This is a genomic window from Paradesertivirga mongoliensis, assembly GCF_024436395.1.
In the GTDB taxonomy this organism is placed as follows: domain Bacteria; phylum Bacteroidota; class Bacteroidia; order Sphingobacteriales; family Sphingobacteriaceae; genus Paradesertivirga; species Paradesertivirga mongoliensis.
Window position 1 is genome coordinate 293874 of the sequence record NZ_JAFMZO010000004.1, and the last position, 20537, is coordinate 314410.

The 20537-nt window shown below is 41.8% G+C and carries 27 protein-coding genes; 12 read left to right on the top strand and 15 right to left on the bottom strand.

What is annotated here, in order from left to right:
* Positions 1 to 27 precede the first annotated feature (27 nt).
* From J3P43_RS16820 to J3P43_RS16845, 6 genes are all read right to left on the bottom strand, one after another.
* A complete protein-coding gene (locus tag J3P43_RS16820) occupies positions 28 to 798 on the bottom strand; it encodes a DUF2490 domain-containing protein (RefSeq protein WP_255904621.1) in 771 nt (256 codons plus the stop codon).
* A gap of 135 nt (positions 799 to 933) precedes the next feature.
* Entirely contained in the window at positions 934 to 2082 is a 1149-nt protein-coding gene (dnaJ, locus tag J3P43_RS16825; protein WP_255904622.1) for a molecular chaperone DnaJ, read from the bottom strand.
* Between the two features lie 85 nt (positions 2083 to 2167).
* Complete coding sequence (locus tag J3P43_RS16830) at positions 2168 to 2800, bottom strand: nucleotide exchange factor GrpE (protein ID WP_255904624.1); 633 nt, start codon at positions 2798 to 2800, stop codon at positions 2168 to 2170.
* A gap of 99 nt (positions 2801 to 2899) precedes the next feature.
* Positions 2900 to 3583, bottom strand: a complete 684-nt coding sequence (locus J3P43_RS16835) for a cell division ATP-binding protein FtsE (protein WP_255904626.1) — start codon at positions 3581 to 3583, stop codon at positions 2900 to 2902.
* Between the two features lies 1 nt (position 3584).
* Positions 3585 to 3788, bottom strand: coding sequence for a fructose-6-phosphate aldolase (locus tag J3P43_RS16840; protein WP_255904628.1), 204 nt, complete (start codon positions 3786 to 3788; stop codon positions 3585 to 3587).
* Positions 3789 to 3829: 41 nt separating this feature from the next.
* Complete coding sequence (locus J3P43_RS16845; protein WP_255904630.1) at positions 3830 to 4840, bottom strand: acyl-CoA reductase; 1011 nt, start codon at positions 4838 to 4840, stop codon at positions 3830 to 3832.
* A 105-nt stretch (positions 4841 to 4945) separates the two neighbouring features.
* On the opposite strand from J3P43_RS16845, the gene J3P43_RS16850 reads away from it, so the two are divergent.
* Positions 4946 to 5299 (top strand): 4Fe-4S binding protein, encoded by a 354-nt coding sequence (locus tag J3P43_RS16850; protein WP_255904632.1) that lies wholly within the window; start codon positions 4946 to 4948, stop codon positions 5297 to 5299.
* 68 nt (positions 5300 to 5367) lie between these two features.
* Here J3P43_RS16850 and J3P43_RS16855 read toward each other — a convergent pair whose 3' ends face one another.
* Entirely contained in the window at positions 5368 to 5847 is a 480-nt protein-coding gene (locus tag J3P43_RS16855) for a universal stress protein (RefSeq protein WP_255904634.1), read from the bottom strand.
* A 103-nt stretch (positions 5848 to 5950) separates the two neighbouring features.
* On the opposite strand from J3P43_RS16855, the gene J3P43_RS16860 reads away from it, so the two are divergent.
* The 4 genes from J3P43_RS16860 to J3P43_RS16875 all read left to right on the top strand — a co-directional run bounded on the left by J3P43_RS16860 (position 5951) and on the right by J3P43_RS16875 (position 8125).
* Positions 5951 to 6724 (top strand): C40 family peptidase, encoded by a 774-nt coding sequence (locus tag J3P43_RS16860; protein WP_255904636.1) that lies wholly within the window; start codon positions 5951 to 5953, stop codon positions 6722 to 6724.
* Positions 6725 to 6735: 11 nt separating this feature from the next.
* Positions 6736 to 7122, top strand: a complete 387-nt coding sequence (locus J3P43_RS16865; RefSeq protein WP_255904638.1) for a VOC family protein — start codon at positions 6736 to 6738, stop codon at positions 7120 to 7122.
* A gap of 115 nt (positions 7123 to 7237) precedes the next feature.
* Positions 7238 to 7609 carry an iron chaperone gene (locus tag J3P43_RS16870; protein WP_255904640.1) on the top strand — a complete coding sequence of 124 codons (372 nt, stop codon included), beginning with the start codon at positions 7238 to 7240 and terminating at the stop codon, positions 7607 to 7609.
* A 57-nt stretch (positions 7610 to 7666) separates the two neighbouring features.
* Positions 7667 to 8125 carry a YciI family protein gene (locus tag J3P43_RS16875; protein WP_255904642.1) on the top strand — a complete coding sequence of 153 codons (459 nt, stop codon included), beginning with the start codon at positions 7667 to 7669 and terminating at the stop codon, positions 8123 to 8125.
* On the opposite strand, the gene trpA is transcribed toward J3P43_RS16875, so the two are convergent.
* Genes trpA through trpD form a run of 4 tightly spaced genes read right to left on the bottom strand, consistent with a single transcriptional unit; the run spans position 8126 to position 11743 of the window.
* Positions 8126 to 8911, bottom strand: coding sequence for a tryptophan synthase subunit alpha (trpA, locus tag J3P43_RS16880; protein ID WP_255904644.1), 786 nt, complete (start codon positions 8909 to 8911; stop codon positions 8126 to 8128). It lies immediately after the preceding gene.
* Between the two features lies 1 nt (position 8912).
* Positions 8913 to 10094: a tryptophan synthase subunit beta gene (trpB, locus tag J3P43_RS16885; protein ID WP_255905104.1), complete on the bottom strand. Its 1182-nt coding sequence runs from the start codon at positions 10092 to 10094 to the stop codon at positions 8913 to 8915.
* A gap of 18 nt (positions 10095 to 10112) precedes the next feature.
* Complete coding sequence (locus tag J3P43_RS16890; RefSeq protein WP_255904646.1) at positions 10113 to 10751, bottom strand: phosphoribosylanthranilate isomerase; 639 nt, start codon at positions 10749 to 10751, stop codon at positions 10113 to 10115.
* Positions 10751 to 11743, bottom strand: a complete 993-nt coding sequence (trpD, locus tag J3P43_RS16895) for an anthranilate phosphoribosyltransferase (protein WP_255904648.1) — start codon at positions 11741 to 11743, stop codon at positions 10751 to 10753. The genes J3P43_RS16890 and trpD overlap by 1 nt, the downstream gene beginning before the upstream one ends.
* Positions 11744 to 12029: 286 nt before the next feature.
* Here trpD and J3P43_RS16900 point away from each other — a divergent pair, with 286 nt between their 5' ends.
* The gene (locus tag J3P43_RS16900; RefSeq protein ID WP_255904650.1) at positions 12030 to 12917 is read left to right on the top strand and encodes a YitT family protein; all 888 of its coding nucleotides are present in this window, start codon (positions 12030 to 12032) and stop codon (positions 12915 to 12917) included.
* A gap of 43 nt (positions 12918 to 12960) precedes the next feature.
* Here the strand turns inward: J3P43_RS16900 and J3P43_RS16905 are convergent, their stop codons facing one another.
* Positions 12961 to 13776, bottom strand: coding sequence for an SDR family oxidoreductase (locus tag J3P43_RS16905; protein ID WP_255904652.1), 816 nt, complete (start codon positions 13774 to 13776; stop codon positions 12961 to 12963).
* Positions 13777 to 13913: 137 nt separating this feature from the next.
* The gene (recR, locus tag J3P43_RS16910) at positions 13914 to 14528 is read right to left on the bottom strand and encodes a recombination mediator RecR (RefSeq protein ID WP_255904654.1); all 615 of its coding nucleotides are present in this window, start codon (positions 14526 to 14528) and stop codon (positions 13914 to 13916) included.
* A gap of 101 nt (positions 14529 to 14629) precedes the next feature.
* On the opposite strand from recR, the gene J3P43_RS16915 reads away from it, so the two are divergent.
* A complete protein-coding gene (locus J3P43_RS16915; RefSeq protein WP_255904656.1) occupies positions 14630 to 16108 on the top strand; it encodes a sodium:solute symporter in 1479 nt (492 codons plus the stop codon).
* 22 nt (positions 16109 to 16130) lie between these two features.
* A complete protein-coding gene (locus J3P43_RS16920; RefSeq protein ID WP_255904658.1) occupies positions 16131 to 16835 on the top strand; it encodes an LOG family protein in 705 nt (234 codons plus the stop codon).
* Positions 16836 to 16909: 74 nt separating this feature from the next.
* On the opposite strand, the gene J3P43_RS16925 is transcribed toward J3P43_RS16920, so the two are convergent.
* Positions 16910 to 17407 carry a DUF4268 domain-containing protein gene (locus J3P43_RS16925; RefSeq protein ID WP_255904660.1) on the bottom strand — a complete coding sequence of 166 codons (498 nt, stop codon included), beginning with the start codon at positions 17405 to 17407 and terminating at the stop codon, positions 16910 to 16912.
* Positions 17408 to 17459: 52 nt separating this feature from the next.
* On the opposite strand from J3P43_RS16925, the gene J3P43_RS16930 reads away from it, so the two are divergent.
* The 3 genes from J3P43_RS16930 to J3P43_RS16940 are packed head-to-tail and all read left to right on the top strand — an operon-like array spanning position 17460 to position 18994.
* Positions 17460 to 18275, top strand: a complete 816-nt coding sequence (locus J3P43_RS16930; RefSeq protein ID WP_255904662.1) for a DUF1206 domain-containing protein — start codon at positions 17460 to 17462, stop codon at positions 18273 to 18275.
* Positions 18276 to 18327: 52 nt separating this feature from the next.
* Positions 18328 to 18549 carry a hypothetical protein gene (locus tag J3P43_RS16935; protein ID WP_255904664.1) on the top strand — a complete coding sequence of 74 codons (222 nt, stop codon included), beginning with the start codon at positions 18328 to 18330 and terminating at the stop codon, positions 18547 to 18549.
* Positions 18550 to 18559: 10 nt separating this feature from the next.
* A complete protein-coding gene (locus J3P43_RS16940; RefSeq protein WP_255904666.1) occupies positions 18560 to 18994 on the top strand; it encodes a DoxX family protein in 435 nt (144 codons plus the stop codon).
* On the opposite strand, the gene J3P43_RS16945 is transcribed toward J3P43_RS16940, so the two are convergent.
* Positions 18984 to 20150 (bottom strand): App1 family protein phosphatidate phosphatase, encoded by a 1167-nt coding sequence (locus tag J3P43_RS16945; RefSeq protein WP_255904668.1) that lies wholly within the window; start codon positions 20148 to 20150, stop codon positions 18984 to 18986. The genes J3P43_RS16940 and J3P43_RS16945 overlap by 11 nt on opposite strands.
* Before the next feature lie 148 nt (positions 20151 to 20298).
* Here J3P43_RS16945 and J3P43_RS16950 point away from each other — a divergent pair, with 148 nt between their 5' ends.
* Positions 20299 to 20490 carry a cold-shock protein gene (locus tag J3P43_RS16950; RefSeq protein WP_255904670.1) on the top strand — a complete coding sequence of 64 codons (192 nt, stop codon included), beginning with the start codon at positions 20299 to 20301 and terminating at the stop codon, positions 20488 to 20490.
* Positions 20491 to 20537: the final 47 nt, after the last annotated feature.

The following is a 20537-nucleotide window of genomic DNA, read 5'->3' on the forward strand; positions in this document are numbered from 1 at the left end:
ACTCTAAGTGGTTCTCAGAGGCATTAGCTAAAGTTGTTTGTAAAGGTTGATTTTGTGATGGAGTGTTATTCGAACGATATCTCTGGCGAAGAATTGTTTGCCAGAAGGTCTCTGCTGATACCAATTCAAATAACCAAGCTCTACTGCCAGACCTTTTACAACCCCTTGCTCGATGCCAAGATATACCCTGTTTTGGTCGAATTGATTATAAACAATACCGTCTCCGGCGTTAATCATTAGTTCGTCTGCAATTTTCAGGGCTGTTAATTTCTCCGCTCCGGTTTTACTCAGTATGACAGAGGCCTGCAACCTATATCTGAATCTTAAATTGAACTGGTATCCGTCGAGAAGTTCAGTACCATTATTGTTTTTAATAAATCGCTCATCCATTCGCAGTCTTTGCTGAACTGAAAGCCGGCGGCCATAAGTATTAGTGAGGCTTACTTCCTGGTAAGGCCTAAGTTCAGGTACAGAAAGCCTGAACTCAGAGTCGGCGGTGTGTGGGCTTTGACGTCCGTAAGAAAATCCAGCAGCAAAGTCAGCCCGCTTGAAAGTTTTATAGTGTAATCGTGAGTGGATTATAAAATGATGTTGCCGGTTGTTTTCGAAAAATCGTCTGTTTTCTATTTCATTGTGCCACGTTAACTTAGGGGAGAGAGCTAGTTGATTAAAGTACCGGGTCCAATACAGTGATTGATTTGTTATTTCTTTTTGTGGAAACGAATTAAAGGCAGAGAGGAGGAAGGTGGCCAATAAAAAACAACGTTTAGCGCAGTTTGCCATTATCTTTAATTTCATGTGATTTATAGTTTTATAACTAATATATTAAGTCAGCAAAACTACACCAGCCAATCTTTAGGGTGCACTTAAATCAGTTAAAAACAAAAAAGGTTAGATATAACCTCCAACCTTCTTTGTTTTATATCAAAATTTTCATTCAAAATATTCCTTCATCCTTTCGAAGAAACTCTTTTCATGTTTCCCCGGTTGCGGGCGAAAGTTTGGTGAGTCCTGCAGTTTCTCCATCAGGTCGCGCTCTTCGCGAGAAAGAGCCTTTGGCGTCCAGATGTTTACGTAGATCAATTGGTCTCCGCGGTGATAAGAATTCACTTCCGGAACGCCTTTGCCTTTTAAACGCAGGATTTTGCCGCCTTGAGTACCTGGTTCTATTTTGATCTTTGCTTTACCATCAATCGTAGGCACTTCGACGCTTGCGCCTAAGGCCGCATCAATGAAACTTATGTGTAAATCGTAAACCACATTATTGCCCTCGCGCTGAAGGGTTTCGTGCGGGATCTCTTCTATCAGAATGATCAGATCGCCTGGTACACCTCCTCTTGGTGCTGCATTACCTTTGCCGCCCATAGACAGCTGCATACCTTCGCTTACCCCGGCCGGAATATTAATGGAGATCGTTTCTTCTCCACGAACTACTCCATCGCCATGGCAGACTGTACATTTCGAGGTGATCTGAGTTCCTTCACCGTTACAGGTAGGGCAGGTGCTGGTTGTTTGCATCTGGCCCAAAATGGTGTTGGTTACCCTGCGTACAGAACCTGCACCGCCGCAGGTTGAACAGGTGTGAAACGATGAACGGTCTTTAGCGCCGCTGCCATCGCAGGTGGTACATACTACCTGTTTGTTTACTTTTATTTTCTTTTCTGCGCCTTTAGCAATTTCTTCAAGGTTGAGTTTTACTTTGATGCGCAAATTGCTGCCGCGGGCCGTGCGTCGGCCGCCGCGAGATTGACCACCACCAAAAAAGCTTTCGAAAGGGCTTCCGCCGCCGAACACATCGCCAAACTGGCTGAAGATGTCTTCCATGTTCATATGGCCGCCGCCGTAACCGCCAGCTCCCTGAGTTCCCGCATGACCAAATTGGTCGTAACGTTGCTTCTTTTCAGGGCTGCTTAAAATTTCGTAGGCTTCGGCTGCTTCTTTAAACTTCTCTTCAGCTTCTTTGTCGCCAGGGTTTTTGTCGGGGTGAAACTTAATAGCCTGTTTTCGATAAGCTTTCTTTATCTCATCGGCACTGGCTCCCTTCGTAATTCCCAGGATATCGTAATAATCTCTTTTTGCCATATATTTATTTATGTGAGAAGGTGCAGATTTGAAAATGTGCATCTGCGCTTGCTGCATTTGCACATCTGCTTATTTGCACATCTCCTTATGCTCCTACAACTACTTTTGCGAAGCGAATTACCTTGTCATTTAAATAATAACCCTTCTCTACCTCATCTATAACTTTCCCTTTCAGGTCGTCTGACGGAGCAGGGATATTGGTAATGGCTTCGTGAATATCTGCGTCGAAAACAGTACCCACAGATTCCATTTCTTTTAATCCTTTTTGCGTTAAAATGCTCTTTAATTTATTCTGAACCAGAACAATGCCTTCTTTTACAGCAGAAACATCGGTAGCAGTTTCCATTGATTTTAAAGCGCGGTCAAAATCATCTACTACAGGTAGCAAACTTACCAGGACGTCTTTTCCGGCTGTTTGAAGAAGATCTATTCTTTCTTTGTTGGTACGTCTTTTATAGTTATCAAACTCAGCATACAAGCGAAGATATTTGTTGTTCGCTTCTGCTAATTCGGCTTTAAGTTTTTCTTCTTCTGATGGTTGATCCTGAACATCACTTGCAGGCCTGTTGTCCGAATCTCCGCCATCACCTTGATGGCTTAATATTTCGCTTACCTGCTCGAGTTCCTGTTCTATTTCCGGTTTCACTTCGTTATTTTCATTCATAACTTCTGGTTTCTGGTTTTTCTTCTTGTTTTTCAACATATCTGAAAACTTCATAATAAAGGGGTTAGACAAAATTTTTGCCAATCAAATAAAACAGCCAAGCTGTCAGTGATTTGTTCTTAGTTTAAAACAATTTGACGCATGATTTCAAAATCATACAATTTTGGCATCTTCCAGTACCTTTCCGTTCTCGCATTTTATAATACGTGAGGGGAAGGTGCGGATCAGCTGGTAATCGTGGGTGGCCATTAACACGGCGGTACCCGAGCGACTTATTTCTTTCAGCAGAAGCATAATTTCTTCTGAAGTATCAGGGTCGAGGTTTCCTGTAGGTTCGTCGGCAAGTATGATCTCCGGGTCGTTCAGAAGAGCGCGGGCAATAACTACACGCTGTTGTTCGCCACCGGATAATTCGTGGGGCATTTTTTTTATTTTAGAGCGCAAACCCACTTTCTCCAATACATCTTTGATACGATCGGCGATCAGATTCTTGTCTTTCCAACCGGTGGCATGCATTACAAAGCGCAAATTTTCCTCAACAGTTCGGTCTGTTAACAGTTGAAAATCCTGGAATACAATCCCGAGTTTTCTTCTCAAAAAAGGAACATCTTTATCGGTAAGTTTTTTAAGATCGTATCCTCCCGCGTGGCCTTCGCCTGATGAAATATGCAGATCGCCGTAAATTATCTTAAGCAAGCTGCTCTTTCCTGATCCGGTTTGACCGATAAGAAATACAAATTCGCCTTTGTCGATCTGCAAGTTGACATTTGTTAATACCAGGTGCTTCTGCTGGTAAACGTCTACATTTTCAAGTTTTATAACAGTGTTGCCAATCATATTAAAGCTCTAATTTTAAAATCTTCCCAAAAGGAAGCTCCTTCACAAGGTTCATGATGTATTCTGATTTATCGCCCAGACCAATTTTATCCAGCGATTTATCCGGCCTGTCTACTCTGAAATAGGCCAATAAGGTAAATTTATCATCCCGTAACTGTACGTAGTCAGGAATTCGTGCCACACCTTTCACCTTAATGATGTACATGCTGCCAAAGTTATGATTTTCTATCGTTTTTGGCTCCTTGTTTATAAACTCCGTAAAAATTCAAGGGTGTTAATCCCGTCGGCATAATCCCATAGTTTCGGCTGCTGACTTTTGCCAAAACCGACTTGCTGATTTTCAAGAGCAAAAGCTTCGCTGGTAACGATACACTGAATCTGTTCTGAAAGCGGTGCGATTCTTTCTTCGAGTGAAGAGATAGAGGTGTATTCTTCATAGAAGAGCACGGCAAGAGGTGAGGTTAGCCGTTCGTCCTGCTTAACCAGCAAGAATCCGTTGTCGAGATGTTTTTCGCGGTTAATGAGGTATATCGACTTATTATAGTCGTAATTATTACAGTATTTATGATGATTTACCACATTTTTATGATCTTCAATAGATTCGAAGAACGTGCTGAAATTGTAGTCTTCCGGAACAAATAGCTTTGAAACATTGCGGCATCCCAGGCCAAAAAAATCAAGGATGTCCCGGCCGAGTAAGTAAAGTTCCTCCTTCGTCTCTTTACCTGTAAGTACAGCTATGCTGTTCCTGTTTTTCCGGATAATATGCGGAACCTTGCCGAAATAATATTCAAAGTATCTCGAAGTATTATTGCTTCCTGTAGCAATAACAGCATCAAAACCTCCAAGCCTCTCGGTGAATTCTATTTGATGTATAAATCGAGGTTCAAACTCCACTAACTTGTTTATCAGATGGGGAATAAGGTGCTTGTCTTGTGATGAGGACTTTATAAGCGCCTTGTGTCCGCTTGCTAACACCGTCAGGATATCATGGAAACCCACTAAAGGAATATTACCCGCCAGTACTAATCCGATTGTTTTTTGTTGAGTATCAATTGTTTGGTGGCTTAGCCATAGGTCTAAATCCTGTTCGTTCAACATCGCTGCGATGCCTTTAACAGCCTTCGCAGTTTCTTCAGCAGTGAACCAGCCGTTTGTCAAATGCGCGGTTTTTATCAGATGTTTCAGCGCTTCATCTGGTGATTGAAGATAGCTGCCCAAACTTTTGAAAGCTGTTTTTCGTTGTTCTAGTGTCAAAATGGAAGTCCTTAAAATAAAATCAACAGATTGTATTATATTTGCATTGTTTTTGTAATGCAATTGCGGTTGCAAAATTACGGTTAAGAAATAGAATTTTAGAACATGGCGATAATAATAACAGACGAATGCATTAATTGCGGAGCTTGTGAGCCTGAGTGCCCTAATAATGCTATTTATGATGCAGGGGCTGCATGGCGTTTCTCTGAGGGTACGGCTTTACGTGGAGTAATTGATTTTGGTGACGGTACAACAATAAATGCTGAAGAGGCTCAACCAGCAATTTCAGATGAGTTTTATTATATAGTTTCTGATAAATGTACAGAATGTAAAGGTTTTCACGACGAGCCGCAGTGTGCTGCTGTTTGTCCGGTAGATTGCTGTATCGATGACGTGGATGTACGCGAAACAGAAGAGGAGTTGTTGGCAAAGAAAGCATGGCTTCATGCCGAAGGCTGATCCCTGTTATAGAAATATAGAGCGGCCCTTGAGCCGCTTTTTTTCGTTAGTACCTCAGCCATGAGGTGCTATTTCTCTTCAGAATCTTTATTGGGAACTATTAGAACAGGGCATTTTGCCTTTCTTACAACCCTTTCGGCCACACTGCCAGAGATAAAATGATCAAAGCCGGTTCGGCCGTGAGTACCTAAAATGATTATATCTGCATCCCATTCTTCTGCAGTGTTTAAAATCTCATCTTTTGGATTTCCTGCCTTATGAAAAGTATAAACCATATACTCTTCGCCGATTGAGTCAGCGATTTTGTTCAATAATTTTTTACTTGCATCTTCTTGTGCGTGAATGATCTCCGGCATCATAATGGGAGGTTCATTCAGGAGAGGGTCGGCAACATAGGGCGTTGCAACAGGCAGTTCGTTTACATGCAGCAAAGCGATTTCAGCCCCCAGTTTTTTTGCCAGTTCGATGCCATATCCGGTGGCTCGTTCAGAATACTGACTGTCTTCAACAGCGATTAAAATTTTGTGGATTTGATTGAAGGTTTTCATAAAGCATTTTCTAGTGTTTTTTCACCATTGTTAAAACAATAAAGTAAAAGCTAAGTTTTTTATTTCCTGAATCTAAGCAATTTTCAGTTTTTTTGCACTAATAATGATTGAATACGGAGCCTGTAATTTATCTGTCGTCCCTTTAAGGGCGGAAGCGTCTGACAGAAGCGAAATTTTAACTCAGTTGCTTTTTGGCGATTGCTTTGAAGTGCTGGAAATAACTGAAAAGTGGGTACAGGTGAAAACCTGTTTTGACGATTATCAGGGATGGATAGATAGCAAGCAATTTACACCAATCAAGAGCTGCCTGATGCAGCCTGGCGAGCAATCCTTTATGCTTGGATTAAAACCCTATCATGAGGTGGTAAAGGTATCTACAGGCGAAAAACTGTATCTGGTGGCAGGGAGCTCTGTTCCAAAGCCTTTGAATGGAAGGTTTTTTTTAGGGACGGAAGAATACCAGTTACCAGCTGATTCGATTTTAGCCCCGGGCGATTTTTCGGCGATGGTGATCGACTATGCCAGGTTTTACCTCCAGGCGCCCTACTTATGGGGTGGGCGTACGTTATTTGGTATTGACTGCTCTGGCCTTACTCAAATAGTATTTAAAATGCTTGGTAAAACGTTAAAAAGAGATGCATGGCAGCAGGCAGAACAAGGAGAGGTAGTGAATTTCTTGCAGGAAGCAAAACCAGGTGATCTGGCTTTTTTTGATAACGCAGAAGGAAGGGTAATTCATGTTGGGATTATGCTGGATGAGCAGAATATTATCCATGCATCCGGAAGGGTTAAAATAGATCCTATTGACGGTCAGGGGATTTATAGTTTAGATTTGAAAAGACATACTCATAAATTACGTATTATAAAGAGAATCTAATGCTCTTACCTATGGAAAAACAGTTCAAACCTTCAGGTTACAATTCGTTATCGCCATATTTTATAATAGATGGCGCTTCGAGCTTCGTCGAGTTTCTAAAACATGTTTTTACTGCCACCGAACTTCGCCGCTACGACAACCCCGACGGGACTATTATGCATATGGAACTCAGGATTGACGATTCAGTGATCATGATTGGTGATTCCTCTGAACGGTTTCCGGCTGTTACTCACGTTGTGCATCTTTATGTACCCGACGTAGATCAAATCTTTAACAAGGCAATTGAACTTGGCTGTTCTGTAGTTGAGACTCCATCGCAACGGGAAGGTGATCCTGATAAAAGAGGTACATTTAAAGATTTTGCCGGTAATATGTGGTCTGTTGGCACACAACAGTAGGTCTTATCTCGTCGCAATTTACCTGTAAATTGTCGCGTTCGTACAGCTGGCTGTTAAAGGTATGAAGGCATCTTTGTATTGAATCTACAAGAGACTACATACAATAAAAATTCATATGAATACCGCCAAGTTCAGTACTATTGACGAATACATTTCCGGTTTTCCCAACGAAATTAGGGAAACATTAGAACAGGTTCGCAACACGGTTAGAGCTGCAGCTCCGGAAGCAATAGAAACAATCAGCTATGCGATGCCCGCATTCAAACTCAACAAATCACCTCTCGTTTACTTTGCTGCATTCAAAACTCACATCGGTTTTTATGCCCTTCCGGAAGGGAACCAGGCTTTCATTAACGAGCTTTCGGCTTACAAAACAGGTAAAGGCTCTATCCAGTTTCCCCTAAATAAGCCTATGCCGCTGGATCTGATTACGAAAATTGTAAAATTCAGAGTGGAGGAAGTCTCGCAGGGAAGTTTGTCAAAATAAACCTGCTGTTAATCAATAAATCAGTAATTTAATTTGAAATAATTAACTCCTGACACTATGAGGCTGATCCTGATTTGTACGTTTTTAACGATTCTGAGCATTAATGCAAAAACACAGACACTAAATCTCAGGTACGACAAAACATTGGCCGACTCCCTGGGCGCTGATATTTATGGAATGAAATCGTACGTTCTGGTTATACTCAAAACAGGCTCAAATAAAACCGATAGTAAAGCTATGATCGACAGCTTGTTTAAGGAGCATATTGCCAACATCAACCGGCTTGCTGCTTTGGGCAAACTGGTGGTTGCGGGGCCATTCAAGAAGAATGATAAGGCCTATCGTGGAATTTTCATCCTTAATGTAAAGAGTATTGAAGAAGCAAATGTCCTTTTAGCAACCGACCCAGCTTTCAGAGAGAAACTCCTTGATGCAGAATTGTATCAATGGTATGGTTCTGCTGCCTTAGGCGAGTATCTGAAAACACATGAAAAAATTGAGAAAAACCGGCTGTAATCAGGCGAACTCTTGTTTCCCTTTTAAAGAACTTACGAACTCGGGAATCCTTTCCATATAATTGTCTTCTCCTAATAACTTCACAAATGCGGTTCCGACAATCGCTCCGTTGGCATATTCGGTGGCCTTGCTGAAGCTTTTATTATCAGAAATTCCGAAACCTATCATCGTTGGGTTCTTAAGCTGCATTGCTTTAATTCTCGAAAAGTAATTCTCGGTTACATCCGACAGCGAAACATCTTTACCTGTGGTTGATGAAGAGGATAGCAGATAAATGAAGCCGTTTGTAAGCTCGTCGATTTTCCGGATCCGCTCTTCTGATGTTTGTGGTGTGATGAGAAAAACGTTGCTCAGATTGCTTCCGCGAAAGCAATTAATATAGAGTTCTTCGTATTCGTACATCGGAAGATCGGGGGCGATAAGTCCGTCAATCCCAACCTCCTTGCACGATGCGCAAAATTTTTCTACTCCATATTGAAGAATCGGGTTAACATAGCCCATTAAAAGGACAGGGATCGATACCCTTTTCCTCAGATCTTTTAATTGCTCGAACAGCACTTTCAGGGTCATGCCATTTTCAATTGATTTCAAAGAACTGTTTTGAATAACCGGCCCGTCTGCCAGGGGATCTGAATAGGGGATACCTATTTCAAGGAAATCTGCACCCGCTTTTTCCAGGGCCTCAGCAATGTCGATGGTACTGTTAAGGCCCGGGTATCCGGCTGTGAAATATATAGAGAGGATATTTTCTTTTTTCCGTTCGAAAAGTTGATTGATTCTGTTCATTTTAAAATCCAAAATAATTCATGTAATTGGCCAAATCTTTGTCTCCACGGCCAGACAGGCAGACTACAACAGTTTCATCGCCCTTAAATTTCATCTTGTCGAGGTATGCAAAAGCATGAGCGCTTTCGATAGCCGGGATAATTCCTTCAAGCCTTGTCAGTTCCAGTCCGGCATTCAGAGCCTCGTCGTCAGTAACGCTTACATACAATGCCCTTTTGGAAGTGTGTAAGTGGGCATGCTGCGGGCCAATTCCCGGATAATCCAGTCCCGCCGATATCGAATACGGTTCAATAACCTGTCCATCGGGTGTTTGCATTACAATAGAACGGCTGCCATGCAGTACGCCCTCGGTACCCAAATATGTGGTAGCCGCCGATTCTCCCGAATCAACACCTTTTCCCGCAGCTTCAACCGCGATAAGTTTTACATCCTCGTCGTTCAGAAAGTGATAGAACATGCCGATAGCGTTACTGCCGCCACCTACACAAGCCATTACGTAATCTGGGTTTTCTTTGCCGGTTTTTTCCTTCAACTGCCATTTAGTTTCTTCCGAAATAATAGCCTGAAAGCGGGCAACCATGTCGGGATAGGGGTGGGGGCCTACTACCGAACCAATGATATAATGAGTATCCACAGGGTTATTAATCCAGTCGCGCAATGCTTCGTTAGTAGCGTCTTTAAGAGTCTGACTTCCCGAGGTTGCGGGTATAACCGTAGCGCCCATCATTTTCATCCGGGCAACGTTTGGCGCTTGTCTTTCAATATCAACAGCCCCCATATAAACTACGCATTCAATCCCCTTTAACGCGCATACCGTTGCGGTAGCCACTCCATGCTGACCGGCCCCGGTTTCGGCAATAATTCGCTTTTTGCCCAGTCGTTCGGCCAGTAAGATTTGTCCGACGGTGTTGTTGATCTTATGTGCGCCGGTATGGTTCAGGTCTTCCCGTTTAAGGAAGATGTTGGCACCATATTTTTTAGAGAGGCGCCCTGCAAAATATAAAGGTGAAGGGCGTCCTACATAGTCTCTTAACAATTGCTGATACTCCTCCTGAAATTTGGGATCAGACATAATCACAAGATATTTTTCCCGCAGTTCTTCAACGTTTGGATATAGCATTTCAGGAATATAGGCTCCGCCAAATGTTCCAAAATATCCTCTTTCATTTACATGATAACTCATAGTGTCCTCCAATCCCATTTAAACAGGGACTCTTATTTCATTAAAAAATGATCTTAATTTTTGTATGTCTTTTAATCCAGGCTCGAGTTCAAACCGACTGTTCAGGTCGAGCGCGTAAAGCCTGTTGTCTTGTATGGCTGATAAGTCATTCAGATGCTCTGAACTTAAACCTCCACTAAGAAAGTAGGGCTTGTTTAAGGTATAACATTTAAGCAAGCTCCAGTCAAACGTCTTGCCGGATCCGCCATGTTGTTCTGTTTTGGTATCGAAAAGAAAATAATCGACTGCGTCGGAATACTCATTCAATCCGTCAAAGTTTGCCGGGTTACTTATTCCTACAGCTTTAATTACTTCAACATCCACCGTCCGGAATTTATCGCAAAACTCTGCCGATTCCTTTCCATGCAGCTGTATTGCATCGAGTTTAAAATCGCTGATTTTATCAACTATCACGCGGTAAGACTCGTTGACAAAAACGCCGGTTTTTTTTATGTCAGACGGTATCTTTTTCAGAATGTTCTGATCTATTTCCCCGACATACCGTTTTGATTCAGGATAAAAGATGAAGCCTATATAGTCGGGTTGCAGAGCAGCCAGTTGTATGGTGTTTTCCGCATCGCGCATACCACAAACCTTAAGCTTAATATCTTTTCTCATTACTTTATGCTAAGTAGGGTTTTGAAACTGCTGAGCGCCTTTTTGCTCACCAGTGATTCTTCTGCAACGTAAAAGCAATCGCCAAAGCTTTTTTCCGGCTGAATGGTCTGTATCGCGATAGCCGCATTACATAAGACCGTGTTGTTTTGTTCGTTAGTACCTCTGCCCTCGAGGATGCCAGTAAAAATCCTGGCCGATTCTTCTACTGTTTCACCTCCTGTGATCAGCTCGGGAGAGATCTTTTCAAAACCAAGGCTTTCAACCGTTCTGATCTTCTCGCCGGAGTTAGAGAATACCTTAAAGCTGTTCGTCAGAGAGATTTCATCGTATCCACCTAAATCATGTAATATGGTATAGCTTTTAGACGACTTTTGATAAAGGTAAGCGTAAATACGTGCCAGCTCGAGGCTAAATACTCCCACACTCTGAAAACGTGGTTGCGCCGGATTACACATCGGCCCAAGCATATTAAAGAAGGTTTTAACACCCAGTTCTTTTCTTATTGGTGATACCGTTTTCATTGCCGGGTGAAATAATGGGGCATGGAGGAAGCATATTCCAGCCTCGTCTAAACTTCTTTTTAATTTCCCGGTATCGTTACTGAACTGGTATCCCAGATATTCCATAACATTTGAAGATCCGCAGCCCGACGATACGCCGTAGTTGCCATGTTTCGCCACTTTGTGTCCGGCTCCGGCCACTATAAACGATGCCAGGGTAGAAATATTGAAGGTGTTTTTTCCATCGCCGCCTGTTCCGCATAAGTCAATCAGGTCGTAATCTGCCAAACCGGGTTTTAAACACAGGTCGAGCATGCCATCTCTGAATCCTTCCAATTCTTCCACCGTGATACTCCTCATGCAGTAGGCGGTCATAAAAGCCGCCATTTGTGACGAGTTGTACTTACCTGTGGCGATGCTGGTGAGGATCTCTCTCGCCTGTTGTTGTGTGAATGTTTTGTGTTCGAATAAGTGATTTAATATGTCTTTCATTTATGTGTGCCTTTTAGGCAAAAAAAAAGGTTGCTCTTTGAAGCAACCCTAATTTAGTTCTATAAAAATATATGTCCCTATGGAATTGCTAACGAATTAACATTTGCCACCATAGAGATTTATATTCTGTTGTTTTTTTCATATCCAAGTGTTGCAAATATGCCTATATCTTTTTTGCTGTGCAAAAATATTGTTTAAATTTTATTTTGTCGATAAAACATCCCGGTTATAAATGTACGCTGTTTATATTCGTCGCAAAAACACTCAATAATTTATTTTAGCCCACATGAGGAGCAGACGTACAAAGTATATTATTTCGATGAGGCAGAAGGTGGCCAATTGGGCATTTGTTGTGGTGGGTGTGGCTCTTGCTGCCTTCGGACTCAAAGGTTTCCTTTTACCAAACGGATTTATCGACGGGGGAGTGACTGGTTTGGCTTTATTGGCTAATCATCTGAGCGAAAAAATTCCTGTTTCCGTCTGGCTGGTTGTTTTTAACGTTCCATTTATTCTGATCGGAGTAAAGCAAATTGGAAAACGTTTCGCTGCAAATACGCTGATAGCGGTTACTGCATTGGCGATGGTGATATACTTCTTTAGTTTTCCGGTTATTACCCACGATAAGCTGCTTATCTCCATTTTTGGTGGTTTTTTTCTTGGAGCGGGTATTGGCCTGGCCATGCGGGGCGGTTGCGTATTGGATGGAACTGAAATAATTGCGGTTTACATCAATAAGAAAAGTGTTTTTTCTATCGGTGATATTATTCTACTGATCAATGTGGCTATCTTTTGTATAGCCGCTTTTGTGCTGAGTATCGAAGCTGCGCTGTATTCGATTCTTACCTATTTGTCGGCGTCAAAAACAGTAGATTTTATTATTCAGGGGATTGAAGAATATACAGGCGTTACTATAGTTTCTGCCAAAAGTACCGAGATCCGCGAAGCCATTATACACGAACTGGGCAGGGGTGTAACGGTCTATAAAGGAGAAAGAGGGTATGGTACTAATCCTCACGATGATAAGGATATCGATATAATTTTTACAGTGGTTACAAGGCTGGAAGTATCTAAGATTAAAGAAGTTGTTAAAATAATTGACAGGAAAGCTTTTATCGTGATGAATGTGATAACCGAAACCAATGGCGGAATAATCAAGCGCAGGCCGCTTCATTAACGTAACGCTTATAGATCAGGTTTTTAGGTAACAGGAGTCGAGTTTATTTGATCAAAGGGTCTTTCTCTTTCGCGAAAAGTTCAAACACTTTTTTGTCAACCCAAGCAGGTATGAGTTTATTCATTAACACAGCAAGTTTACCCTGAGTTGTCATAATCAGGGTTCGCTCTCTTTTTAGCACACCATTTACAATAATTTTGGCTACTACATCGGCAGTCATCATTTTACCTTCGTCCATACTGGTTTCGCCCTGAGATTCGCCGTCTTTTGCCAGTGCTGTATTTCGAATGTTTGATGCTGTGAAACCCGGAGCCGCAATCATCACATGCAAACCTGTTTTTAAGTTTTCTACCCGTAGTGCCTCCAGAAAACCATTCATAGCAAACTTCGAAGCAGAATATCCGGTACGCCCGGGCAAACCCCTGTATCCGGCAATTGATGATACACCGACTACTGAACCCTGGTTTTTTAGCAACTCGGGCAGCGCATATTTGGTGCAATAAACCGTTCCCCAAAAATTAACATCCATCAGGTTCCGGATCACTACGAGGTCTAAATCGTTAAATAATGCACGCATACTAATTCCTGCATTATTGATCAGTACATCAATCCGTCCGAATGTAACGTTGGCCTGTTTAATTAAAAACTTACATTCTTCCTCTTTAGAAACATCGCATTGTACCGCAATAGCCTTAATTCCATAAGTCTTTTCCAGCTCTTCAGTAATTTCGCAGAGAGTTACATATTGACGGGCGCCTAATACCAGATTGGCTCCATTACGGGCAAATTCTTCTGCGCAGGCTTTTCCGATGCCGGATGATGCCCCTGTGATGATAACTGTTTTGTTCTTTAAAGACATGGTTTGAGATGAAAGGGGTAAAGGTAAGAGGTTAAAGGTAAAAGGTAAAAGGTAAAAGGAGAAAGGTTAACGGTGAAAGGCATAAAGCTGAAAAGGATAGAGAAGAGGTCTTACCCACTGATTTAAAAAGACTAAGCTTACCTCAGCGAGGTTTCATAAGGTACCCTTGTTACAATAGATCTCCCAAGGGTTATTTCGTCTACATACTCTATTTCGCCGCCAAAGGCTATCCCCCTGGCTATGGTACTGAACTTTACGGGGAAATCTTTAAGCTTTTTATACAGGTAAAAAATAGTGGTATCGCCTTCCATGGTGGCACTTAGGGCAAGTATCACTTCCTGAATTTCGCCGGCTTTTACGCGTTCAACAATTGAATCTATGTTCAAATCTGAAGGACCGACTCCATCCATAGGAGAAATTAAGCCGCCCAGAACATGATAAACGCCATTGTATTGATTAGTGTTTTCTATCGCCATCACGTCGCGTGTATCCTCAACCAAACAAACCAGCGATTTATCCCGTTTCCTACTGGAGCAGATCTCACAGATCGAATTGTCTGAAATATTTTTGCATACTTCGCAAAAGCGAATTTCTTTTTTTAGCCTGGTTAAGGCATCGCTAAACCGTTCCACATCTTGCGTGGGTTGGTTAAGTAAATGAAGAACAAGCCGCAGGGCCGTTTTTTGTCCGATACCCGGAAGCTTAGAAAATTCGGTAACAGCGTTTTCAAGTAAGCGGGAAGAGAAATTCATCGTGTAAAAATAACGATTAAGCTGATGATAGTTAAATTCTGTGTAATCATATTAAAATCTATTAAATCATCTTCATACATTTAGAATTCAATATTTAAACTATGTCGCCGGGAATATTATTAACTTTTATCATCGGATATTTTGTGATGCTTATCGCCGTATCTTATTTCACTTCCAGGAAATCTTCCGATAATTCCACATTCTTCATCGCTAACCGTAACTCAAAATGGTACCTGGTAGCTTTCGGGATGATTGGTACAGCGCTTTCGGGGGTAACGTTTATCTCGGTTCCCGGAGCGGTGGGAAAGGGAAGTTTCGGATATTTTCAATTTGTTTTAGGTAACGCAGTTGGCTTTGTGCTGATTGCGACGGTCTTGCTCCCCCTTTATTACCGCATGAACCTGGTTTCCATTTACACCTACCTGGAAAAGAGGCTGGGGTACTGGAGCTATAAATCAGGTGCTATGATCTTTTTGATTTCAAGGACTATAGGATCTGCCTTCCGTCTTTACCTGGTTGGTATTGTGTTGCAAAAGTTCATTTTCGACGCATGGAATGTGCCCTTCTGGGTAACCATTACCCTTTGTCTGGTACTTATCTGGCTTTATACGTTTAAAGGAGGATTAAAAACGATTATTATCACAGATACATTGCAAACAACATTTCTACTTTTATCTGTGGTGTTATCAATCGTATTTATTTCGCAGAGTCTGAACCTGAATTTAGCTCAGACTTTTGAAGCAGTGAAGGAAAGTTCTTATTCGAAGATCTTTTTCTGGGAAGATTTTATGGGTTCAAAAGCTCATTTTCTGAAGCAGTTTATCGGGGGGATATTTGTTACCCTTGCAATGACGGGGCTTGATCAGGATCTGATGCAAAAGAACTTAAGCTGTAAAAATATCGGTGAAGCACAAAAAAACATGCTAACCTTCACGGGGATATTCGTGATCATAAATCTGTTTTTTCTAAGTGTGGGTGCATTACTTTATATGTTCGCTGCTCAAAACAATATTGATGTAACCTCGTTCAAAACCCCCGATCATCTGTTCCCTGAGATAGCCTTAAATCACCTCAATATTGTGCCCGCAATTATTTTTATGGCCGGCCTCACCGCTGCAACCTTCGCTACTACAGATTCGGCGTTAACGGCGCTTACAACCTCGTTCTGTATTGATTTTCTGGATTTTAATAAAGAGAAGGATCAGAACTCACCTAAACTGGTTCGTACCCGGCATGTGGTACACGTGGTTTTTTCTTTCCTGATGCTTTTAGTGATTTTAGGATTCAAGGTAATTAATAACGATTCGGTAGTGAACGCAATTTTTAAGGCTGCCGGATACACGTACGGGCCTCTTCTCGGCTTATTCGCTTTTGGCATGTTTACCAGAAAAGGCGTGACAGATAAATTCGTGCCCTTTATCTGTATACTCTCGCCCGCTATATGTTATCTGATTGATATTAACTCTGTGAACTGGGTAGGGTATGGCATTGGTTTCGAGCTGATCATCTACAACGCTTTAATTACGTATCTTTTGTTGTTACTAACCAGTAGAAGTACCAAAGAACAAACAACTTTTTAAATTTTTACTTATTTAGGGAACTATGACAAGTGACGAACAGATAAGAAATGCATTTGATAATAAAGACTGGCAGGAGATTAAAGTAACCGATTCCTGGCAGATATTTAAAATAATGGCCGAATTTGTAGATGGCTTTGAGAAGCTTGCAAAAATTGGCCCCTGTGTGTCAATATTCGGTTCGGCCAGAACGACAAACGACAACAAATACTACAAATTAGCCGAAGATATTGCCCGTTTATTAACCGAGAAGGGATACGGTGTTATTTCGGGAGGTGGGCCCGGTATCATGGAAGCCGCCAATAAAGGTGCTTACGAAGCAGGCGGAAAGTCGGTTGGTTTAAACATCGAGCTTCCTTTTGAACAATTTCATAATAAATACGTCGACCGGGATAAGCTTTTAGAATTTGATTATTTCTTTGTGCGCAAAGTAATGTTTATGAAATACTCGCAGGGCTTTATCATTCTTCCGGGCGGGTTCGGTACTATGGATGAAATGTTCGAAGCAATTACTTTGATACAAACCGGAAAAATCGCCCGTTTCCCAATCGTTCTTGTAGGTTCTGAATATTGGAAAGGCTTGCTTGACTGGGTGAACAAGAACATGCTTGATGCCGGAAACATTAGTGCGGAAGACCTGAATCTTTACCGCCTGGTAGATACTGCCGAAGAAGCAACCGAACATATCTTCAGATTCTATAATAAATACGTTTTGAAGCCAAATTTCTAAAGATTGAGTACCATTCCGGTCAAAAGCGAAGTATGGCGCTTCTGACCGGCTATTCAATCATGCGGAGTTTCTTTTTACTTCAACGCTTCAAAGCCGTCCTTCACGTCTCCCCAAAACCCATCGAGCGCTATAATTCTCGGCTTCAGGAAAGAGATGATTGCAGGCCAGTCTTCTTTTTTAAACACATTTACTCCCGGCAGTTCGGTTCCGATCCAGCTGATGGGCTTGTTGTATTCGTCTGCAGACTGAAAACTCCATGTCCACTCTTCATTAAGTGTTTGGTGTAATATATCCCTGTATTCTTCAAACTGCTGGAAAAATAATTCCTGAATTCCTGCGTCGGGGTGTGTGATCTCTATGGCGATACGGGCTTTATTTTTATCCGCATCCATTTTAAAATGCACGTTCTTTATTCCCGTTTTGTAATTCAGCCAGTTTACTTTCTGCCCTTCCGGGGATAATTGGGGAGACATATACAAACCAAAAGTTGTCCAGAATTCCTGCCGGAGTTGCGATGCCTGTTCACGCGTATACATCCTCAAAAATACAAATGAATAATTTGTTGCTTTCATTAAGAAACATTTCCTCGTTAAAAACCTTTATTTAATCACTAATACTTATATATTGAATCTGAAAACAAGTTCATCCTGGATTAAACCAATAGCCAAATTAGGCCTGGCAGCAAAAGGAATAGTTTATTGCCTGATCGGGCTGCTGGCCATCATGTCGGCCTTTCATTTAGGCGGCCAGACATCCGAAAAGACCAATAAAGAAGGGGTATTTCAATTTATTCTTGAACAGCCCGCAGGCAAACTTATCCTTGCAGTTATTACTCTGGGTTTGTTTTGTTATGCCGTTTGGAGGTTCTTGCAAACTTTTCTCGATACAGAGCGGAAGGGCAGTAACGCAAAAGGTTTTGCCAAGCGCTTCAGCTATTTCTTTAGTGGTTTAACATATTTGGCTCTGGCTTTTTTTTCGTTAAAGTTCGTGCTAAATGGTCGGAAAGGAGGAGGAGGGGGAAGCTCACAAAAAGACACAGTAAGTGATATTTTAAATCAGCCTTTCGGCCAGTGGCTTCTGGGGATTGTTGCACTTATAATTGCGGGGATTGGCGTTTATCAAATTTGGTACGGAAACTCTGAAAAATATCGCAAACATGTAGATCTGCAAGAGCTTGATCATGATGCAGCGCGCTCGTTGATGCGTGCCGGTAAAATAGGATATATATCGAGGGGGATTGTTTGGCTCATAATTGCTTTCCTCTTTCTTAAGGCGACTTTAAATAATAAAGCTTCCGAAGCCGGTGATACAGCCTCCGCGTTTGGATTTGTTGAACAGAGCTCCTTTGGGACTTACTTATTGGCTGCACTCGGACTCGGTTTAATTTGTTATGGAGTGATGAATTTCGTGAGGGCCGTTTTTGAAAAAATTAAGTTCTGACGAATATCATACTGTGATTCAATTTTTTTATCTTCATTTATAAAATAACGATATGGAAACTATAGAATTCACGATAAACGATAAAATTTACACTGCCGAAGAAACGGAAGGAATGTACTCTATTGTTCAAGGTGCCACTTTTATTGGCCAGATGTACAAAGAGAAAACCAAAGGTTGGACATGGGAGGGGCCATCCCGGATCATGAAAGATCATCCCTGGCAGAAAATAGGTGAGAAGATTGACAGGCATTTAGCTAATCTTCAGAAAATTTAGTTCGAGTCTGGTGTATCGTATTTTACGCGCAGATGATTCTAAGACTACTATAATCATCAGACTAATGGTGGGTGCGGTTTTTCTGTCGGAAGGCATTCAAAAATTTCTCTTTCCAGGCGACGTAGGTGCCGGACGATTTGAAAAGATCGGCTTACCAGAGCCGGCGCTCCTGGGAGGTCTGGTGGGTAGCTTCGAAATACTTTGCGGAACCTTGATACTTTTAGGATTCCTTACCCGCTTGGCCTCGCTGCCATTAATCGTAATTATGATCACGGCGATATCTGTAACCAAGCTCCCAATAGTAGCGGATGAAGGAATCTGGAAAATGTTTCACGACAGTCGCACCGACTGGTCGATGTTATTAGGTAGCATCTTCTTAATAATAAAAGGAGGCGGCTCCTGGTCTGTGGACCGGATGTTTTCCCGGAAAATAGCTATTCAATAATTTTTGCCTCTTCTTTCCCTGGCGCTTGCCCTTTGTCCTGTTCCTTCTCGGTCGCGATTTCCGGGATAGCTTCCTCGAAAATCAGTCCAATACTGGCGGCATGTTCTGCAGCTTCCTCGGCGTTATCGAGAATCAGCATATCCACTTTATCCTTACTAAGCTCTTCTTTAATCTTGAGAGCAATCTGTTCTCTTTCCAGTAATTGTACGTCCCGGATATAGATCGCCAAAATCCTGCCGGGATATTGTTTTACAACTTCGCGATAAATGGAGGGATCTTCTTGCCCGCTATCGCCAATTAAAACAAAATTCAGAGTTGGGTAAGTCAGCAAAATATTCTCAATTTCTTTGAACTTGTGACCCATATGCCCACCGCTACTAAAGAACTTATTTTCCTGCAATCCAAAATCACGTAATAACAGCGGTCCGGCCGGAATTTCATTCAGATCCATAAACTCTTTTAACAGGTCGTACATATTCCAGGGACTGCTTGAAACGTAGAAAAACGGATTGTTACGTTTACCATTTCTGCCCAGCTGTAAAGATTTGTAAAATGCCGATACCCCGGCAAAGGGAAGGCGCGTACGCGCATTATGCAGAAAGACTGTACGCGACATGGCCAGTACGTTTGTTGCCGAGGTCTCAACGATGGTGTCATCTATGTCGCTGATGATCCCATATTCGGCGTCTGAAGGAGGGACAAGTACTTCTGATACCGCTTTTAAGCCTGGTATGAATGGGATTGGGGCATTTTCCAGTTCTATTTCTAACGTATGCCAGATGTCTGTGGTTTCGATAGGGAAAGTAGGCTCCAGATTGATCATATAATAGCCCTCGTCGTCGGTTACTAACTGATGGGTTTGATCCTGAAAATCTACTTTTAACACAGCATTCGGTACTTCATCGCTTTCGAAGCGCTTGTACATATTTACCAGGTTATTTAGGATAGTATCTTTATCGCCTGAAGCGGCTATCTTTTTATCTTCTAAAACTCTGCCTTTTAGATACAGCCGGTTTACAGTACCATAACTGCGGTACGGGATAATTTGAACGGGATCGTTTAGTCCGAGTTTTCTCTTCAGGTCGAACCTTAGATCGTCATATTTGGCTTCGAGCAGGTTAATGGAATCGGAGAATACTTTTTTCCAGGCTGACATAATGTTCTTTTGCTTCAATAACAGAACTAATTGCCACGCTGTTTGATCGCAGCGGCTCTCTTTTTTAGTTTTGCCGGAAAAATATAAAAAATAAAAAAATCCTTGTTTTCAATTATATTGCCGACATTTGATTTTTAACAATTTTATAATGCAAAAAGGAACAGTAAAATTTTTCAATGAAACTAAAGGTTTCGGTTTCATCGTACCATCCACAGGAGAAGCAGACATCTTTGTTCATTCTTCAGGTTTAGTTGACAACATTCGTGAAAACGATACCGTTGAATACGAAGTAGAACGTGGAAAAAAAGGTTTGAACGCAGTAAATGTAAAGGTTATATAATCAATACTTTATTTTAAAATCTTACAAGCATCAGCCAAAAGCTGGTG

Bases quoted from the DNA above. Each gene is read 5' to 3' on its own strand.
- J3P43_RS16820 (WP_255904621.1), bottom strand. From the start codon at position 798: ATGAAATTAAAGATAATGGCAAACTGCGCTAAACGTTGTTTTTTATTG.
- dnaJ (WP_255904622.1), bottom strand. From the start codon at position 2,082: ATGGCAAAAAGAGATTATTACGATATCCTGGGAATTACGAAGGGAGCC.
- J3P43_RS16830 (WP_255904624.1), bottom strand. From the start codon at position 2,800: ATGAAGTTTTCAGATATGTTGAAAAACAAGAAGAAAAACCAGAAACCA.
- J3P43_RS16835 (WP_255904626.1), bottom strand. From the start codon at position 3,583: ATGATTGGCAACACTGTTATAAAACTTGAAAATGTAGACGTTTACCAG.
- J3P43_RS16840 (WP_255904628.1), bottom strand. From the start codon at position 3,788: ATGTACATCATTAAGGTGAAAGGTGTGGCACGAATTCCTGACTACGTA.
- J3P43_RS16850 (WP_255904632.1), top strand. From the start codon at position 4,946: ATGGCGATAATAATAACAGACGAATGCATTAATTGCGGAGCTTGTGAG.
- J3P43_RS16855 (WP_255904634.1), bottom strand. From the start codon at position 5,847: ATGAAAACCTTCAATCAAATCCACAAAATTTTAATCGCTGTTGAAGAC.
- J3P43_RS16860 (WP_255904636.1), top strand. From the start codon at position 5,951: ATGATTGAATACGGAGCCTGTAATTTATCTGTCGTCCCTTTAAGGGCG.
- J3P43_RS16865 (WP_255904638.1), top strand. From the start codon at position 6,736: ATGGAAAAACAGTTCAAACCTTCAGGTTACAATTCGTTATCGCCATAT.
- J3P43_RS16870 (WP_255904640.1), top strand. From the start codon at position 7,238: ATGAATACCGCCAAGTTCAGTACTATTGACGAATACATTTCCGGTTTT.
- J3P43_RS16875 (WP_255904642.1), top strand. From the start codon at position 7,667: ATGAGGCTGATCCTGATTTGTACGTTTTTAACGATTCTGAGCATTAAT.
- trpA (WP_255904644.1), bottom strand. From the start codon at position 8,911: ATGAACAGAATCAATCAACTTTTCGAACGGAAAAAAGAAAATATCCTC.
- trpB (WP_255905104.1), bottom strand. From the start codon at position 10,094: ATGAGTTATCATGTAAATGAAAGAGGATATTTTGGAACATTTGGCGGA.
- J3P43_RS16890 (WP_255904646.1), bottom strand. From the start codon at position 10,751: ATGAGAAAAGATATTAAGCTTAAGGTTTGTGGTATGCGCGATGCGGAA.
- trpD (WP_255904648.1), bottom strand. From the start codon at position 11,743: ATGAAAGACATATTAAATCACTTATTCGAACACAAAACATTCACACAA.
- J3P43_RS16900 (WP_255904650.1), top strand. From the start codon at position 12,030: ATGAGGAGCAGACGTACAAAGTATATTATTTCGATGAGGCAGAAGGTG.
- J3P43_RS16905 (WP_255904652.1), bottom strand. From the start codon at position 13,776: ATGTCTTTAAAGAACAAAACAGTTATCATCACAGGGGCATCATCCGGC.
- recR (WP_255904654.1), bottom strand. From the start codon at position 14,528: ATGAATTTCTCTTCCCGCTTACTTGAAAACGCTGTTACCGAATTTTCT.
- J3P43_RS16915 (WP_255904656.1), top strand. From the start codon at position 14,630: ATGTCGCCGGGAATATTATTAACTTTTATCATCGGATATTTTGTGATG.
- J3P43_RS16920 (WP_255904658.1), top strand. From the start codon at position 16,131: ATGACAAGTGACGAACAGATAAGAAATGCATTTGATAATAAAGACTGG.
- J3P43_RS16925 (WP_255904660.1), bottom strand. From the start codon at position 17,407: ATGAAAGCAACAAATTATTCATTTGTATTTTTGAGGATGTATACGCGT.
- J3P43_RS16935 (WP_255904664.1), top strand. From the start codon at position 18,328: ATGGAAACTATAGAATTCACGATAAACGATAAAATTTACACTGCCGAA.
- J3P43_RS16945 (WP_255904668.1), bottom strand. From the start codon at position 20,150: ATGTCAGCCTGGAAAAAAGTATTCTCCGATTCCATTAACCTGCTCGAA.
- J3P43_RS16950 (WP_255904670.1), top strand. From the start codon at position 20,299: ATGCAAAAAGGAACAGTAAAATTTTTCAATGAAACTAAAGGTTTCGGT.